The organism is Pseudomonas sp. S12(2018), assembly GCF_024355235.1.
GTDB classification, from domain to species: domain Bacteria; phylum Pseudomonadota; class Gammaproteobacteria; order Pseudomonadales; family Pseudomonadaceae; genus Aquipseudomonas; species Aquipseudomonas palmensis.
On sequence record NZ_QLAD01000001.1, the window covers coordinates 32,712 to 47,816 of the forward strand.

Sequence of the window (15,105 nt, forward strand, 5' to 3'; positions counted from 1 at the left end):
TAACATTTCAAGCATCGACCACAAAAATTTTTTCAGGCCGCCTCGCTGACCGGAATACCCAGCAGCCGCGCCACGCGATCACAGTCGGTCTCGCGGCGCAGTTCGGTAAACAGTGCCGTGGCTTCGGGGTAGGTACGGGTCAGCATCGCCACCCACTGCTTCAGTCGCCCCGGTGCCTGACGCTCGGTCATCTGTTCCCGGGCCTGCACCCAGAAGTCCTGCAGCAGCGGTTGCAGTGCCTGCCAGTCCAGCGGCACGAACGCGATGCCCTGGCGCTCGGCGGCAATCTGCCGGGCCAGGTCCGGGCGCGACACCAGGCCGCGACCGAGCATGATGTCCTCCACGCCGCTGACCTCGCGGCAGCGGCGCCAGTCTTCCAGCGTCCACACCTCGCCGTTGGCGAACACCGGCACCTTCACCACCTCCTGCACCCGCGCCACGTACTCCCAGTGCGCCGGCGGCTTGTAGCCGTCGACCTTGGTGCGTGCGTGCACCACCAACTGGTCGGCGCCGCCTTCGGCCAGGGCGCGGGCGCAGTCCAGCGCACCGTCCGGGCTGTCGAAGCCCAGGCGCATCTTGGCGGTGACCGGGATATGCGCAGGCACCGCCCGGCGCACTTCGCGCAGGATGGCATGCAGCAGCTCGGGTTCCTTGAGCAGCACCGCGCCGCCGCGGGACTTGTTCACGGTCTTGGCCGGGCAACCGAAATTGAGGTCGATGACGGGGGCGCCCAGCTCGCAGGCCAGCACCGCGTTATCGGCCAGGCATGCCGGGTCGGAGCCCAGCAACTGCACACGCAAAGGCACGCCGGCGGCGGTTTGCGCACCGCGGCCAAGCTCCGGGGCCAGCTTCTCGTACACATGCGCCGGCAGCAACCGGTCGCACACGCGAATGAACTCGGTGACACACCAGTCGATGCCGCCCACCTGGGTCAGTACGTCGCGAAGGATGTTGTCGACCAGCCCCTCCATGGGGGCCAGGGCAATTTGCATGGCGTGGGTCTCGCGCGAAAAAGGCCGGCAGTCTAGCAAAAACCGTGGCTTATCGGGCTCCGGCCATCGCGGCGCCGTAGCCCTCGATGAATTCTGCCGGCATGCGCCTGGGCTTGCCGGTGGACAGCTCGATGCACACGAAGGTGGTCTGCGCCCGCAGCAAGGTGGTGCCATCGCTTGGTCGCACCAGCTGGAAGTGACGGGTCATCTTCAGGCGCTGGTCCCAGTCGACGATCCAGGTGGCCAACTGCAGGATGTCGTCCTCATAGGCGCTGGCCAGGTAATCGATCTCGTGACGCACCACGGCCATGGCGCGGTCCAGGCGCCGGTACTCGGCCAGGTCCAGCCCCAGGCGCTGGGAATGACGCCAGGCGCAGCGCTCGAGCCAGGTGACGTACACCGCGTTGTTGGCGTGCCCCAGGCCGTCGATATCCTCGGCACCGACCTGCAGGTCGATGGTAAATGGCGTTGCCCGATCCCAGCTCATGCCCGCTCCCGATCTGTAGTGAACGGGCAGAGTGTAACGGATGCTCAGGCCGATTGGCGCACTGGCCGGGCACTGCGTTGCAGCAGCGCAAGTACGCCGTCGACCAGTTGCGGGTCGGACAGCACACGCATATGCCCGCCCTGGGGCAACAGCAGCAGCTGGCTGTCGAACCACGCCTGATGAATCAGCCGCGCCTCGCTGACGGCGACCAGCGGGTCGTCCTCGGCATGCACGATGAAACCGGGCAGTTCCAGCTGGTAGACGGCCACGTCCAGGCGCGAGATCGGCACCCCGACCTCTCGTTCCACCTGGCGAATGAAGGCTGCCCGCGCCCGCGCCGGCAACCCCAGGTGCCGCGCCATGCCGCGCAGCACCTCGAGCAGGCGCGCCGGCGCGGCGATGCTCACCGCCACCTCGGTACGCAGCCCCCACTGCAGGGCCAGCAGCGTACTGGCACCGCCCATGGAATGGCCGACCACCCCGTGCAATGGGCCCAGCTCGCCGGCCGCCTCGAGCAAGGCGTGGGCGAACGACACCACGTTGGCCTTGTTTCCACGCGAGCGGCCGTGGGCCGGCCCTTCGAGCGCCACCGCACAATAGCCGGCGGCCACCAGGGCCTCGATCAGATGGGCGAACTGGGTGGGGCGCCCCTCCCAGCCGTGCATCAGCAGCACCGTGGGGCCTTGCCCCCAGCGCAGCGCACTCAGGCCAAAGCGCAGGGTAATGCGCTCGGCACGCGCCAGCAGCGGCAGTTCCCAGTCGCGTGGCGGCAAGGTGCGCGGGCTCATGAAGGCCTGGCGCATCTGCCCGGCCACCCGATTGGGTGCCAGGCGTCCAACAGTGGCGTTGATACCACGAATCCAGCTCAGGCTGTTCATCACGTCGCTCCAGATCAGATCACCGCGGACTTGGCGGCACGCAACACACGGTCGGACAATTCGCTGGTACCCAGCGCACGCGCCAGGGCCAGGCCGCCGACCATCAGGGCCAGGTCGGCCAGCACCTTGTCGGCGTCTTCGGGGGTGTCGGCCAGGTTGGCCATCATCAACTCGATATGCTCGGTCAGCACCGCGCGAAAGGTCGCCGGCAACTGATTGATCTCGCCCAGAGAGCTGGGCAGCGGGCAGCCGCTGTCGACGGCATCGCGGTGTTTGCGCGACAGGTAGAAGGCCGCCACCAGGGCACGACGCGCCTCCCCGTCCAGCGACGCGTCGACCTGTGCCAGCAAGGCCCGGCGCTCGCCAAGCAACTGGCAAAAGGCTTCGAGCATCAGCGCATCCTTGTTCTCGAAATGCGCATAGAACCCACCCACGGTGAGCCCCGCAGCGCCCATCACCTGCTGCACACTGGGGTCGGCCGGGCCATTAAGGATCAGCGCACTGCGCGCCGCATCCAAAATGCGCTGGCGGGTCTGGGCTTTTTTGTCGTGCATGGCAGGCCTCCAAATATTATGGAGATAATATTATGCTCATAATATTTATTGGCAAGCACTTTCTCCTGCGGCCCAAGGGCGAAAGAGATTTTTTCGAGGGAAAAAACAAAAGGCTCATTCAATAATCGAATGAGCCTTGAAATCCCGCAGAGCGGGTAAAATGGCGTCCCCTAGGGGACTCGAACCCCTGTTACCGCCGTGAAAGGGCGGTGTCCTAGGCCACTAGACGAAGGGGACTTGTAACCTTCGTGCAGGCTCGTTTTCACGAACCCTGGCAAAATTGGTGGAGCTAAGCGGGATCGAACCGCTGACCTCCTGCATGCCATGCAGGCGCTCTCCCAGCTGAGCTATAGCCCCAGATTTCTAGCCTCGCGGCCCAGCGATGTCTTGCAACATCACTTGTGTAAAACTGGCGTCCCCTAGGGGACTCGAACCCCTGTTACCGCCGTGAAAGGGCGGTGTCCTAGGCCACTAGACGAAGGGGACGAACCTTCTTACCACACAACCCGGCTGCTGGAACCCGGTTGAACCCTGAGTTGTATGACCAACTCCGGATAGGGAATTTGGTGGAGCTAAGCGGGATCGAACCGCTGACCTCCTGCATGCCATGCAGGCGCTCTCCCAGCTGAGCTATAGCCCCACAATGTCGCTTTGAACTGAATCGCTTGGCTGGGTGCTTCGCGCTTCGTTTCGTTCATCGCTGTGGACGGGGCGCATATTAAGATCGGATTGAAGACCTGTCAAATAAATTTTCAACAAAATCCAAAAGAAATTTCCGAGATAACAAACACTTACCGGCCTGGGTCAGGAGAGCCCCCGCAAACTCGGGGGTCTCGCCCTTGCAGGAGCCGGCCTTGCCGGCGAAACAGGCGCTGCGCAATACCGGGTACCGCAGCGCTTTGTTCGCCGGCAAGGCCGGCTCCTACGGGAAAAATGCTCAGGCAATGGTGCCCAACAGCTTTTCCCATTCCTTGTTTTCTTTCTTCGACACACCACCCAGCAGGTCCAGCGCCTGGCGCAGGCGGTAGCGGGTCAGATCCGGCCCGAGGATCTCCATGGCATCGAGCACCGACACCGAGCTGGCCTGGCCGGAAATCGCGGCGAACATCAGCGGCATCGCGTCACGCAGCTTGAGCTCCAGCGCCTCGACCACCGCCTGGATGCAGCCGGTGATGCGATCCTTCTCCCACTGGCGCAGCCCCTCGAGCTTCCACAGGATCAGCTGGATCACCTGGCGTACCTGGTCGGCCGACAGTTTCTTGTGCTCGAACAGCTTGGCGTCGAGCTTGAGCGCACCTTCGAAGAAGAACCCACCCAGCGGCGCAATCTGGCTGAAGGTCTCTACCCTGCCCTGTACGTGCGGCGCGATCTTCATCATGTAGTCGCTGTTGAACGCCCATTTCTGCACGCGCGCGGCAAACTCTGCGACAGGCAGCTCACGCAGCCACTGGCCGTTGAGCCACGACAGCTTCTCGATGTCGAAGATCGGGCCGCCCAGCGACACACGCGACAGGTCGAAGTGCTCGACCATTTCGGCCAGCGAGAACTTCTCGCGCTCGTCCGGCATCGACCAGCCCATGCGGCCCAGGTAGTTGAGCATGGCTTCGGGCATGAAGCCCATGCGCTCGTAGAAGGTCACCGAGGTCGGGTTCTTGCGCTTGGACAGCTTGCTCTTGTCGGGGTTGCGCAGCAGCGGCATGTAGCACAGGGTTGGCTGCTCCCAGCCGAAGTACTCGTACAGCTTGATCAGCTTGGGCGCCGAAGGCAGCCACTCTTCGCCACGCAATACGTGGGTGATGCCCATCAGGTGGTCATCGACCACGTTGGCCAGGAAGTAGGTCGGCAGGCCATCGGTCTTCATCAGTACCTGCATGTCCATGCGGTCCCACGGAATCTCGACGTCGCCGCGCAGCATGTCCGGTACCACGCACACGCCTTCGGTCGGAACTTTCATGCGGATCACATGGGGCTCGCCGGCGGCCAGGCGACGCTGCACTTCTTCAGGCGAGAGCAGCAAGGCGCGCCCGTCATAGCGCGGGGTTTCGCCGCGGGCCATCTGCTCGGCACGCATCTGGTCCAGTTCTTCGGCAGTGCAGAAGCACGGGAAGGCATGGCCCAGATCGACCAGTTGCTGGGCGTACTGCTTGTAGATCTCGCCGCGTTCGCTCTGGCGGTACGGGCCGTGCGGGCCGCCGACATCCGGGCCTTCGCTCCATTCGATACCCAGCCAGCGCAGGGCATCGAAGATCTGCTGCTCGGACTCGCGGGTGGAGCGCAGCTGATCGGTATCTTCGATACGCAGGATGAATTCGCCACCGTGCTGCTTGGCGAAGCAGTAGTTGAACAGGGCGATGTAGGCGGTGCCGACATGGGGATCGCCAGTCGGCGAAGGCGCGATACGCGTGCGAACGGTGGTCATGAGAGTCTCGAACAAGAGGTGAAACAAAGGCTGGATGTTAACAGCACGGGGCCACCCGGCTCCAGCAATGGGCACGATCGGCGCTTGTGTTTGCCAAGGCAAACCTTGTTAAATTTGCTTACATTTTTGGAACGATCGTACCCATGCCTGCCCAACTCAAGCGTCGCCTGCTGATTTTCCTGACCCTGGTTCTGCTCATCGGCCTGGGCTTTCTGGCCCACTGGTACTTCAAGGGGCGCTTCTACGAGAGCACCGACAACGCCTACGTGCAGGGCGAGATCACCCGGGTTTCCAGCCAGTTGGGCGCGCGCATCGAGCAGGTGCTGGTCGAGGACAACCAGCATGTGGCCAAGGGCGACCTGCTGGTGCGCCTGGAAGGCAACGACTTCCAGTTTGCCGTGGAGCGCGCCCGCGCCACCCTGGCCACCCGCGAGGCCGAGCGCCTGCAAGCCGACAGCCGCCTGACGCAGCAGGCGAGCCTGATCGCCGCCGGCCAGGCACAGGTGTCGGCCAACCAGGCCACGCTTGGGCGTACCCAGCTGGACCTCAACCGTGCACAGGCGCTGCGCAAGCCAGGCTTTGTCTCGGAAGAACGGGTGACCACCCTGTCGGCCGAAAGCAACGTGGCACGCTCCCAGGTGAGCAAGGCCCAGGCCGACCTGCAGGGTCAACGCCAGCAGGTCAACGCACTGGCTGCCGAACTCAAGCGCCTGGACGCCCAGATCGCCACCGCCCGCACCGACCTGGCCCAGGCCGAGCTGAACCTGAGCCGCAGTGAAATTCGCGCGCCGATCAGCGGCATGATCGGCCAGCGCGCGGCACGCAACGGCCAGTACGTGCAGGCCGGCGCCTACCTGCTGTCGATCGTGCCCGATCAGGACATCTGGGTGCAGGCCAACTTCAAGGAAACCCAGATCGGCAAGATGCAGCCCGGCCAGCGTGCCGAGCTGGTGTTCGACAGCTACCCCGACACGCCGATCGAAGGCCGCGTCGACAGCCTGTTCGCCGCTTCCGGCGCGCAGTTCAGCCTGCTGCCACCCGACAACGCCACCGGCAACTTCACCAAGGTCGTGCAGCGCATCCCGGTCAAGCTGACCTTCGCCGCCGACAACCCGTTGCACGGCAAGATCCGCCCGGGCATGTCGGTGACCGCCACCGTCGATATCCGTACCGATGGCCGGTGATCAACTGATCCGTCCCGCCGGCGAACCCAGCCGGCGCGACTGGATCGCGGTGATGAGCGTGATGCTCGGCGCGTTCATGGCAGTGCTCGACATCCAGATCACCAACTCGTCGCTCAAGGACATCCAGGGCGCCCTGTCGGCGACCCTGGAAGAAGGCTCGTGGATCTCCACCTCCTACCTGGTGGCCGAGATCATCATGATCCCGCTGACCGCCTGGCTGGTGCAGCTGCTGTCGGCGCGGCGCCTGGCAGTGTGGGTGTCGGCGGGTTTTCTGGTGTCGTCGCTGCTGTGCTCGATGGCCTGGAACCTGGAAAGCATGATCGTGTTCCGCGCCCTGCAGGGTTTTACCGGCGGCGCGCTGATCCCGCTGGCCTTCACCCTGACCCTGATCAAGCTGCCCGAGCATCACCGCGCCAAGGGCATGGCGATGTTCGCCATGACCGCCACCTTCGCCCCGTCCATCGGCCCTACCCTGGGCGGCTGGCTGACCGAGAACTGGGGCTGGGAATACATCTTCTACATCAACATCCCGCCCGGCCTGATCATGATCGGCGGCTTGCTGTACGGCCTGGAGAAGAAGGAAGCACACTGGGAGCTGCTCAAAAGCACCGATTACACCGGCATCCTGACGCTGGGCGTCGGGCTTGGCTGCCTGCAGGTGTTTCTTGAGGAGGGGCATCGCAAGGACTGGCTCGAGTCGGGGCTGATCGTCACCCTGGGCAGCATTGCCCTGGTCAGCCTCATTACCTTCGTGATCGTGCAGTTCTCGAAACCCAACCCGCTGATCAACCTGCGCATCCTACAGAACCGCAATTTCGGGTTGTCGAGCATTGCCAGCCTGGGCATGGGCGTGGGGTTGTACGGTTCGATCTACCTGCTGCCGCTGTACCTGGCGCAGATCCAGAACTACAACGCCCTGCAGATCGGCGAAGTGATCATGTGGATGGGGGTGCCGCAGCTGTTCCTGATCCCGCTGGTCCCGCAACTGATGAAGGTGATTTCGCCGAAGATCCTCTGCACCATCGGCTTCGGGCTGTTCGGGCTGGCGAGTTTCAGCTCGGGGGTATTGAACCCGGACTTTGCCGGCACCCAGTTCAACCATATCCAGATCATCCGTGCGCTGGGGCAGCCGATGATCATGGTGACCATCTCGCTGATTGCCACGGCCTATATCCAGCCGCAGGACGCAGGCTCGGCGTCGAGCCTGTTCAACATCCTGCGCAACCTGGGCGGGGCCATCGGCATTGCGCTGCTGGCCACGCTGCTGGATGCGCGCACCAAGGTGTATTTCGACTACCTGCGCGAGGCGGTGGTACCGACCAATGCCGCAGTGGCCGAGCGGCTGACCTTGCTGACCGAGAAGCTGGGCAGCGAAGGGGCAGCACTGGCCAGGCTGAGCGAGATCACCCATCAGCAGGCGATGATCATGGCGTACAACGACGCCTTCCATTTTGTCGGCATCGGGCTGGCAATCAGCATGGTGGCGGTGCTGTTGACGAAGAAGCTGCCGCAGGGGTTGAAGGCGGGCGAGGCGCACTAGACCGCGTTGAAGTCTTCGCTGGCAAGCCCGCTCCAGCAGGTACTCCATTGCCCTTGGCGTCAATGTGATCCTGTGGGAGCGGGCTTGACCCGCGAAAGGCCCGTCAGACCGTGAGCAATCGCTCACGCAACTGCGCGATCTCGTCGCGCATCTGCGCTGCAGCCTCGAACTCCAGGTCCCGCGCCAGCTGGTACATCTTCTCTTCCAGCGCCTTGATGCGCTTGGCGATCTCGCCAGGCGAACGCAACTCGGCCTCGTAACGCTCGCGCTCCTCGGCGGCCTTGGCCATGCCCTTGCGCTTCTTGCTGCGCGAGCCGGGCACGTTGGCGCCTTCCATGATGTCGGTGATGTCCTTGACCACGCCCTTGGGCACGATGCCGTTGGCCTCGTTGAAGGCCATCTGCTTGTCGCGGCGACGCTCGGTTTCGCCGATCGCCCGCTCCATCGAGCCAGTCATGTTGTCGGCGTACAGGATCGCGCGGCCGTTGAGGTTGCGCGCCGCGCGCCCGATGGTCTGGATCAGCGAGCGCTCCGAACGCAGGAAGCCCTCCTTGTCCGCATCCAGAATCGCCACCAGCGAGACCTCGGGCATGTCCAGGCCCTCGCGCAGCAGGTTGATACCCACCAGCACATCGAAGGTGCCCAGGCGCAGGTCGCGGATGATCTCGACTCGCTCAACGGTATCGATGTCCGAGTGCAGGTAGCGCACCCGCACATCGTGATCGGCCAGGTAGTCGCTGAGGTCTTCGGCCATGCGCTTGGTCAGGGTAGTGACCAGCACCCGCTCCTCCACCGCCACACGCTTGCGAATCTCCGACAGCAGGTCATCCACCTGGGTCGTGGCCGGACGCACCTCCACCTGGGGGTCGACCAGACCGGTCGGGCGCACCACCTGCTCCACCACACGGCCGGCATGCTCGGCCTCGTAGTTGCCCGGCGTGGCCGAGACGAAGATGGTCTGCGGGCTGACCGACTCCCATTCGTCAAAGCGCATGGGCCGGTTGTCCAACGCCGAAGGCAGGCGAAAGCCGTACTCCACCAGGGTTTCCTTGCGCGAGCGGTCCCCCTTGTACATGGCCCCCACCTGCGGAACGCTGACGTGGGATTCGTCGATCACCAGCAACGCATCCGGCGGCAGGTAGTCGTACAGGGTCGGCGGCGGCGCGCCGGCCGGACGCCCGGACAGGTAGCGCGAGTAGTTTTCGATGCCGTTGCAGTAGCCCAGCTCCAGGATCATCTCCAGGTCGAACCGGGTGCGCTGCTCCAGGCGCTGGGCCTCGACCAGCTTGTTGTGCTTGTGCAGGTACTCCAGGCGTTCCTTGAGCTCCGCCTTGATCCCGTCCATGGCCTCCAGCAGGGTTTCGCGCGGGGTCACGTAGTGGCTCTTGGGGTAGAAGGTGAAGCGCGGCAGCTTGCGGATCACCTCGCCGGTCAGCGGGTCGAAGGCCGCGATGTTCTCCACCTCGTCATCGAACAGCTCGATGCGGATGGCCTCCAGGTCCGATTCGGCCGGGAAGATGTCGATCACGTCGCCGCGCACACGGAAGGTGGCGCGGGCAAAGTCCATGTCGTTGCGGGTGTACTGCAGGTCGGCCAGACGGCGCAGCAAGGCCCGCTGGTCGAGCTTGTCGCCACGGTCCACGTGCAGCACCATCTTCAGGTAGGTTTCCGGGCTGCCCAGACCATATATGCACGACACCGTGGTGACGATAATCGCGTCACGCCGCTCCAGCAGCGCCTTGGTCGCCGACAGGCGCATCTGCTCGATATGGTCGTTGATCGAGGCGTCCTTCTCGATGAAGGTGTCGGAGGACGGCACGTAGGCTTCGGGCTGGTAGTAGTCGTAGTAGGAAACGAAATACTCCACCGCGTTGTTCGGGAAGAATGACTTGAACTCGCCATACAACTGGGCGGCCAGGGTCTTGTTCGGCGCCAGTACCAGGGTCGGGCGCTGCACCTGGGCAATCACGTTGGCGATGCTGAAGGTCTTGCCCGAACCCGTCACCCCGAGCAGGGTCTGGTGCGCCAGCCCGGCCTCGATCCCCTCGACCATCAGGCGAATGGCTTCGGGCTGATCACCCGCCGGCTGGAAACGGGTGACGAGTTGAAACTCGGACATGGTGAACCCCTGGAAATGAACGGATACAGGCAACTGTATTTATAGACAGTACTTATACCCAATTGGTGGTGCCCGGCGCCAGTTTCAAGGCAAACCACGGCCTGTTTCACAGTATTGACCGGCGCAAGCGACTGACGGTCGAAAAATATTCGCGAAAACAGCAGTAAAAGCTGCGACAGACTGTCGCCGTGACCGATGGGTATCACTATACTGACTCCCCGTTTGTGCACCGCTTCAGTGCATTCGGCTGGAGCGTGCGACCTCTATCACTCTCCATTCAGAGCCAAGGTAAAAATGAGCCTGTTTTCCGCTGTCGAGCTGGCACCCCGCGACCCTATCCTGGGCCTCAACGAAGCGTTCAATGCCGATACCCGCACCCACAAGGTGAACCTGGGCGTTGGTGTTTACTGCAACGAAGAAGGGCGTATCCCACTGCTGCGTGCAGTCATCGAAGCCGAAACCCAACGCGCCGCCCAGCACGCCTCCCGCGGCTACCTGCCGATCGACGGCATCGTGGCCTACGACCAGGCCGTGCAGAAGCTGCTGTTCGGTGCCGATTCGCCCCTGCTGGCCGCCGGCCGTGTGGTCACCACCCAGTCCGTCGGTGGTACCGGCGCCTTGAAGATCGGCGCTGACTTCCTCAAGCAGCTGTCGCCCAATGCCACTGTCGCAATCAGCGACCCGAGCTGGGAAAACCACCGCGCCCTGTTCGAAACCGCCGGTTTCCCGGTCAAGAACTACCGCTACTACGACGCCGCCACCCATGACGTCAACCGTGCCGGCATGCTCGAGGACCTCAACGCGCTGCCGGCCGGCTCGATCGTGGTACTGCACGCCTGCTGCCACAACCCGACCGGCGTCGACCTGACCCCGGCCGACTGGAACAACGTGCTCGAGGTGGTCAAGGCCAAGGGTCACATCCCGTTCCTGGACATGGCCTACCAGGGCTTTGGCCAGGGCATCGCCGAAGACGCCGCTGCCGTGCGCCTGTTCGCCGAATCGGGCCTGGACTTCTTCGTCTCCAGCTCGTTCTCCAAGTCGTTTTCGCTGTACGGCGAGCGCGTCGGCGCCCTGTCGATCGTCACCGAGTCCAAGGAAGAGGCCACTCGCGTGCTGTCGCAGGTCAAGCGCGTGATCCGCACCAACTACTCCAACCCGCCGACCCACGGCGCCACCATTGTCGCCACCGTGCTCAACAGCCCCGAGCTGCGCGCAATGTGGGAAGCGGAACTGGCCGAGATGCGCCAGCGCATCCACGGCATGCGCAAGCAGATGGTCGAGCTGCTGGCCCAGTACGGCGCACAGCAGGACTTCAGCTTCGTCGGGCGCCAGTGCGGCATGTTCTCCTACTCGGGCCTGACCGTCGAGCAGGTGGCACGCCTGAAGGACGAGCATGCGATCTATGCTCTGGATACCGGTCGTATCTGCGTCGCCTCGTTGAACCAGAACAACATTCACGTGGTGACCAAGGCGATTGTCGAGGTCCTGTAACACCTGATTGCTCAGGGGGAGCTTGACTTCCCCTTAGCAATCAGTAAGATACGCCCCAGATTCCGCGATAGCTCAGTCGGTAGAGCAAATGACTGTTAATCATTGGGTCCCAGGTTCGAGTCCTGGTCGCGGAGCCAAACATCGTTTCAGAGCGTGCTTGCACAGCCTCTGAAATACTCGAAAAACCCGCCTTTTGGCGGGTTTTTTCGTTTTGGTCTTCAGCCCGGGCCAGGACTGCCGGGGCGATACAGGCTGCGACAGGCTATTGCTGCCCGATTGGAAAGAACTGCCCCGCACTCCATACGCCCAGCCATGGCTGCCCATCGATGTCGCGCGTTACAGCCAGCTCTACCAACTGGTAAAACACGCTGCGATGGATCAGCGCCTCGAGGTTGTTGCGCATGTGCACGTAAGGCGAAGGCTCCTGTGTCAGCGGGTCGATCACGAAACGCAGCGGGTGCTCGGGCCCGGCCTCGACCACATCCTCCACATTGCTGGTGAAGCGCAGCACCTGCTGCTCACCACTGCCCTGCACGTCCATGAGCACCGCCACGAACGGCGCATCATCGACCTGGATTCCGACCTTTTCCACAGGCGTGACCAGGAAGTAGTCATCCCCGTCGCGACGGATGATGGTGGAGAACAGACGCACCATCGGCTTGCGACCAATCGGGGTGCCCAGGTAGTACCAGGTGCCGTCGCGGGCGATTCGCATGTCGATGTCGCCGCAGAAGTCCGGATTCCACAGGTGGACCGGCGCCGGACCTTTGCCGACCTTCGGGAGTTGCGCCAACAGGTCATTGGCCTTGCCGGTATCCACCATCATCTGCTCCTCAGCGGCTCATGCCCAACAAACTGCGAGCGTAATCCTCAAGCGGTGCCGCAATCAAATCCTGCGGCTGATTGTCGTGGAACGTCAGCAAACCGCCACGGCTGCGGATGCTCACGGTATCGATCAGATAGCGGGTACTGGTTTCGATCAGCATCAGCTGAATTCTTCCGGTGTCGACACCCAGGCGGTCCACCGCCTGCTCGTCGTACCACTCGTCACCATTGCCGATACGGTTGTCGGCCTTGGCAAAACGCGCATACAGCAGGTAATGCGCGCCCACGTCGCGCGCCTGGGACAAGGCATCCTCCAGCCCCAGCGGACCCTCGGCACGTCGCACCAGCGGGAAGTACTCGACAAAGGCCTTGAAGGCTTCCTCGGCCACCACGTTGGGCCGCGGATAGGCATTGCCCGGCGGCACGAACACGCCCTGACCGATGAAGACGAACGAGTCGGGCTGCAGGCGCACCGACAACGAACGGCGGGTTTCGCTATGGTCGAGCAGGCCGGCGTCGCTCATGTGGTAGCGCACACCTTCGCCCATATCGCTCACATTCATGCAGCCACCCAGCGCCATCAGCGCCAGCAGCAGAACCAGGCTACGCATCTTTCCTCCAGAAGCCGGTGACGGAAAACCGGCGAACAGCCGCCAGATGCAGGTTTTGCGCCAGCTGGAGGGTATGGCTCAACCGCCGATGATCTTCATCACCGTGGCACCGCCTGAAAATGCCACGGCCTGCTTGTCGCCCAGGGCCTTCATCAACATGCCCTGCAAGGCCGGCAACGCCTGGTGGCGCGGCTTGTCGAGCAGGTCACCGATGAAATGCCGGTTGCTCGACGACAGGCAGCCATGCAGCCACCCGGTAGAAGACAGACGCAGACGCGAGCAGGTTCGGCAGAACGGCACGCTTTCGTTGGCGATCACGCCGAAGTGGCCTTGCCCCGGCACCCGGTAGCGCAATGCAGTGGCGTCCACTGGCGCATCGGCCTGGGCGTACTCGTGATGCTCGCCGATCAGTTGCAGCAACTGCTCCAGGCTCACGAACTGCTGCAGGAAAGCGTTGTGGTCACTGGCCAGGTGCCCCATGCGCATCAGTTCGATAAAGCGCAGTTCATAGCCACGGGCCAGGCAGTAGTCGAGCAGCGGCAGCACCTGATCGAGGTTGCGCCCGCGCAGTGGCACCATGTTCACCTTGATCTTCATGCCGGCGTCGCTGGCCTTGTGCATGCCATCGAGCACGCTGGCCAGATCCCCGCCACGGGAGATCCCGCGGAAGGCATCGGCGTCGAGGGTATCAAGGGAGACATTCAGGCGCCGGATGCCGGCATCCAGCAGCAATGGCAGCTTGCGCGCGAGCAACTGGCCATTGGTGGTCAGGGCGATGTCATCGAGGCCGAGCACCGACACGCCAGCCAGGAAGGCTTCGAGCTTGGGACTGACCAGGGGTTCGCCACCAGTGATACGCAGGCGCTCGATACCGGCAGCTTCGATCAGCCAGGCCACCCCACGCACCATGGCCTGGGCCGAGAGCTCATCCTGCGCTGCGACCAGACGCTTGCCGTCCGGCACGCAATAGGTGCAGGCATAGTTGCACGCCGCGGTGAGACTGACGCGCAGGTTGCGAAAACGTCTGCCTTGACGGTCGACGATCATGGAGCACTCCGGCAAGTGTGAATCGGGCCTGCAAAACCTGACTCAGAAATCAGTTTTTTGCAAGCCTCTTACCTGAGTATATGCCTGCACGGCGCCAGCGAGCATTCAGCTGCCAGATGGCTCCGGGTCGCGCTTGCGCTTGTTGCCCATGCGCACGCCAATGTCCATGAGGAACTGGAAGAAACCTTCCTGGTCCTCCAGCACATTGCTCCAGAACGGCGAGTGATACAGTGCCACCGCGCCATGCACCAGGGCCCAGGCTGCGCAGTAGTGGAAATACGGCGGCACGTCCTCGAGCTTGCCCTCGGTGATGCGACCCTTGATCAGCAGGGTCAGGCGCTCGAAGTTGGAGGCACGGATCTTGTGCAGCTCCTCGACCATTTCCGGCACCTGGTTGCCTTTGACCACCTTCTCTTCGAGGCGGTCGAACAGGCGGTAGCGCTGCGGGTCGCGCATGCGGAATTCGAAGTAGGCACGCGACAGGGCCTCCTTGTCGCGATCCACATCGGCAGAGTGCAGCAGTTCGTTCAAATCGCGCTCGTAGTCGAGCATCAGGCGCAGGTAGATCTCCGCCTTGGACTTGAAGTGCTTGTAGATCGTGCCTTTGCCGATACCCACGGCGTCAGCGATCATCTCGACGGTGACACTGTCTTCACCCTGTTCGAGAAACAGCTTGAGCGCGGTATCGAGAATCTCTTGCTCTCGGCGACGAAACTCACGGACCTTACGAGGTTCTTTCTGCATAAGAAGGACTGGATCAAAATCGAAGCCCGTTATTATGCCTAACTTGCGCAAAAATGCACGGATCATCCGCGCATGCCTATGTTTCTTGATGAGTTTGAACAGGCCGGCGACCCGGTTGCCCGAAGCGGACCTCCCCTTCCCCTGCCCCAGACGTGCAATCCAGGCGGTCAGGCGCACGGCAGAGCAATGCGTGCTCAGCAGGGCCGCACGTATT

Annotated in this window: 13 protein-coding genes and 5 tRNA genes; 4 read left to right on the top strand and 14 right to left on the bottom strand. The window is 63.1% G+C overall.

All coding sequences use genetic code 11. From position 1 onward, the window contains the following. Nucleotides 1-32 precede the first annotated feature (32 nt). From DN388_RS00150 to gltX, 9 genes are all read right to left on the bottom strand, one after another. A complete protein-coding gene (locus tag DN388_RS00150) occupies nucleotides 33-992 on the bottom strand; it encodes a tRNA-dihydrouridine synthase (RefSeq protein WP_123752729.1) in 960 nt (319 codons plus the stop codon). A gap of 49 nt (nucleotides 993-1,041) precedes the next feature. After that, complete coding sequence (locus DN388_RS00155; protein ID WP_043862859.1) at nucleotides 1,042-1,479, bottom strand: thioesterase family protein; 438 nt, start codon at nucleotides 1,477-1,479, stop codon at nucleotides 1,042-1,044. 44 nt (nucleotides 1,480-1,523) lie between these two features. Continuing rightward, nucleotides 1,524-2,357 (bottom strand): alpha/beta fold hydrolase, encoded by an 834-nt coding sequence (locus tag DN388_RS00160; RefSeq protein WP_254996273.1) that lies wholly within the window; start codon nucleotides 2,355-2,357, stop codon nucleotides 1,524-1,526. Between the two features lie 14 nt (nucleotides 2,358-2,371). Beyond that, a complete protein-coding gene (locus tag DN388_RS00165; RefSeq protein WP_078479730.1) occupies nucleotides 2,372-2,911 on the bottom strand; it encodes a TetR/AcrR family transcriptional regulator in 540 nt (179 codons plus the stop codon). Between the two features lie 161 nt (nucleotides 2,912-3,072). Further along, nucleotides 3,073-3,148: transfer RNA gene (locus DN388_RS00170), tRNA-Glu, on the bottom strand. A gap of 44 nt (nucleotides 3,149-3,192) precedes the next feature. Then, nucleotides 3,193-3,268: transfer RNA gene (locus tag DN388_RS00175), tRNA-Ala, on the bottom strand. A 53-nt stretch (nucleotides 3,269-3,321) separates the two neighbouring features. After that, nucleotides 3,322-3,397: transfer RNA gene (locus tag DN388_RS00180), tRNA-Glu, on the bottom strand. Between the two features lie 78 nt (nucleotides 3,398-3,475). Continuing rightward, nucleotides 3,476-3,551: transfer RNA gene (locus tag DN388_RS00185), tRNA-Ala, on the bottom strand. A gap of 297 nt (nucleotides 3,552-3,848) precedes the next feature. Then, the gene (gene gltX, locus DN388_RS00190; protein ID WP_043862862.1) at nucleotides 3,849-5,330 is read right to left on the bottom strand and encodes a glutamate--tRNA ligase; all 1,482 of its coding nucleotides are present in this window, start codon (nucleotides 5,328-5,330) and stop codon (nucleotides 3,849-3,851) included. 143 nt (nucleotides 5,331-5,473) lie between these two features. Here gltX and DN388_RS00195 point away from each other — a divergent pair, with 143 nt between their 5' ends. Then, the gene (locus DN388_RS00195; RefSeq protein WP_043862863.1) at nucleotides 5,474-6,514 is read left to right on the top strand and encodes an HlyD family secretion protein; all 1,041 of its coding nucleotides are present in this window, start codon (nucleotides 5,474-5,476) and stop codon (nucleotides 6,512-6,514) included. A 49-nt stretch (nucleotides 6,515-6,563) separates the two neighbouring features. Further along, on the top strand, nucleotides 6,564-8,054 hold the full coding sequence (locus DN388_RS00200) for an MDR family MFS transporter (protein ID WP_173925078.1): 1,491 nt from the start codon (nucleotides 6,564-6,566) through the stop codon (nucleotides 8,052-8,054). Between the two features lie 103 nt (nucleotides 8,055-8,157). On the opposite strand, the gene uvrB is transcribed toward DN388_RS00200, so the two are convergent. Then, complete coding sequence (uvrB, locus tag DN388_RS00205; protein WP_043862865.1) at nucleotides 8,158-10,173, bottom strand: excinuclease ABC subunit UvrB; 2,016 nt, start codon at nucleotides 10,171-10,173, stop codon at nucleotides 8,158-8,160. Between the two features lie 294 nt (nucleotides 10,174-10,467). On the opposite strand from uvrB, the gene DN388_RS00210 reads away from it, so the two are divergent. Together DN388_RS00210 and DN388_RS00215 are read left to right on the top strand one after the other, a co-directional pair. Then, nucleotides 10,468-11,664, top strand: coding sequence for an amino acid aminotransferase (locus tag DN388_RS00210; protein WP_078479732.1), 1,197 nt, complete (start codon nucleotides 10,468-10,470; stop codon nucleotides 11,662-11,664). Nucleotides 11,665-11,725: 61 nt separating this feature from the next. Further along, a tRNA-Asn gene (locus DN388_RS00215) sits at nucleotides 11,726-11,801 on the top strand. A gap of 125 nt (nucleotides 11,802-11,926) precedes the next feature. On the opposite strand, the gene DN388_RS00220 is transcribed toward DN388_RS00215, so the two are convergent. The 4 genes from DN388_RS00220 to DN388_RS00235 all read right to left on the bottom strand — a co-directional run bounded on the left by DN388_RS00220 (nucleotide 11,927) and on the right by DN388_RS00235 (nucleotide 14,891). Continuing rightward, a complete protein-coding gene (locus tag DN388_RS00220) occupies nucleotides 11,927-12,487 on the bottom strand; it encodes a DUF1285 domain-containing protein (RefSeq protein WP_043862867.1) in 561 nt (186 codons plus the stop codon). Between the two features lie 10 nt (nucleotides 12,488-12,497). After that, nucleotides 12,498-13,100, bottom strand: a complete 603-nt coding sequence (locus tag DN388_RS00225) for a DUF4823 domain-containing protein (RefSeq protein WP_043862868.1) — start codon at nucleotides 13,098-13,100, stop codon at nucleotides 12,498-12,500. A gap of 78 nt (nucleotides 13,101-13,178) precedes the next feature. Further along, on the bottom strand, nucleotides 13,179-14,147 hold the full coding sequence (locus DN388_RS00230; RefSeq protein WP_043862869.1) for a GTP 3',8-cyclase MoaA: 969 nt from the start codon (nucleotides 14,145-14,147) through the stop codon (nucleotides 13,179-13,181). Between the two features lie 105 nt (nucleotides 14,148-14,252). Then, nucleotides 14,253-14,891, bottom strand: coding sequence for a TetR/AcrR family transcriptional regulator (locus DN388_RS00235; RefSeq protein WP_054915804.1), 639 nt, complete (start codon nucleotides 14,889-14,891; stop codon nucleotides 14,253-14,255). Nucleotides 14,892-15,105: the final 214 nt, after the last annotated feature.